The organism is Psychrobacter sp. 16-MNA-CIBAN-0192, from assembly GCF_040309565.1.
GTDB lineage: Bacteria > Pseudomonadota > Gammaproteobacteria > Pseudomonadales > Moraxellaceae > Psychrobacter.
On sequence record NZ_JBEOOX010000312.1, the window covers coordinates 1 to 267 of the forward strand.

A 267-nucleotide genomic window follows, 5' to 3' on the forward strand; every position below is an offset into this window, starting at 1 on the left:
GCTAAAGCCAAACCACCGACACCTAAGGCTGCGATACCTGTTGTCAAATCAAAGCCTAAATTACCAAAAATGACGATCACAGCAAATATCAGTAGTAAGGCCTTAACAACTTTTCGCATCAACCCTAATATCGAAACCCGTTCAGTATGGTTTTTCTTATAGCTTAAGTTAACAGCACGCGTGAAAATCGCATCGATGACACGCAATAATAACCACGTTATAGCGAGCCACGATGCAATCTCGGTAAAGCGATTGACCGGCTCACGC

1 pseudogene is annotated in these 267 nt (G+C 43.4%); it reads right to left on the minus strand.

Annotated elements, in window-relative coordinates:
* A pseudogene (locus AAEY78_RS13380) lies at window positions 1-267 on the minus strand (mechanosensitive ion channel family protein); the annotation flags it as partial.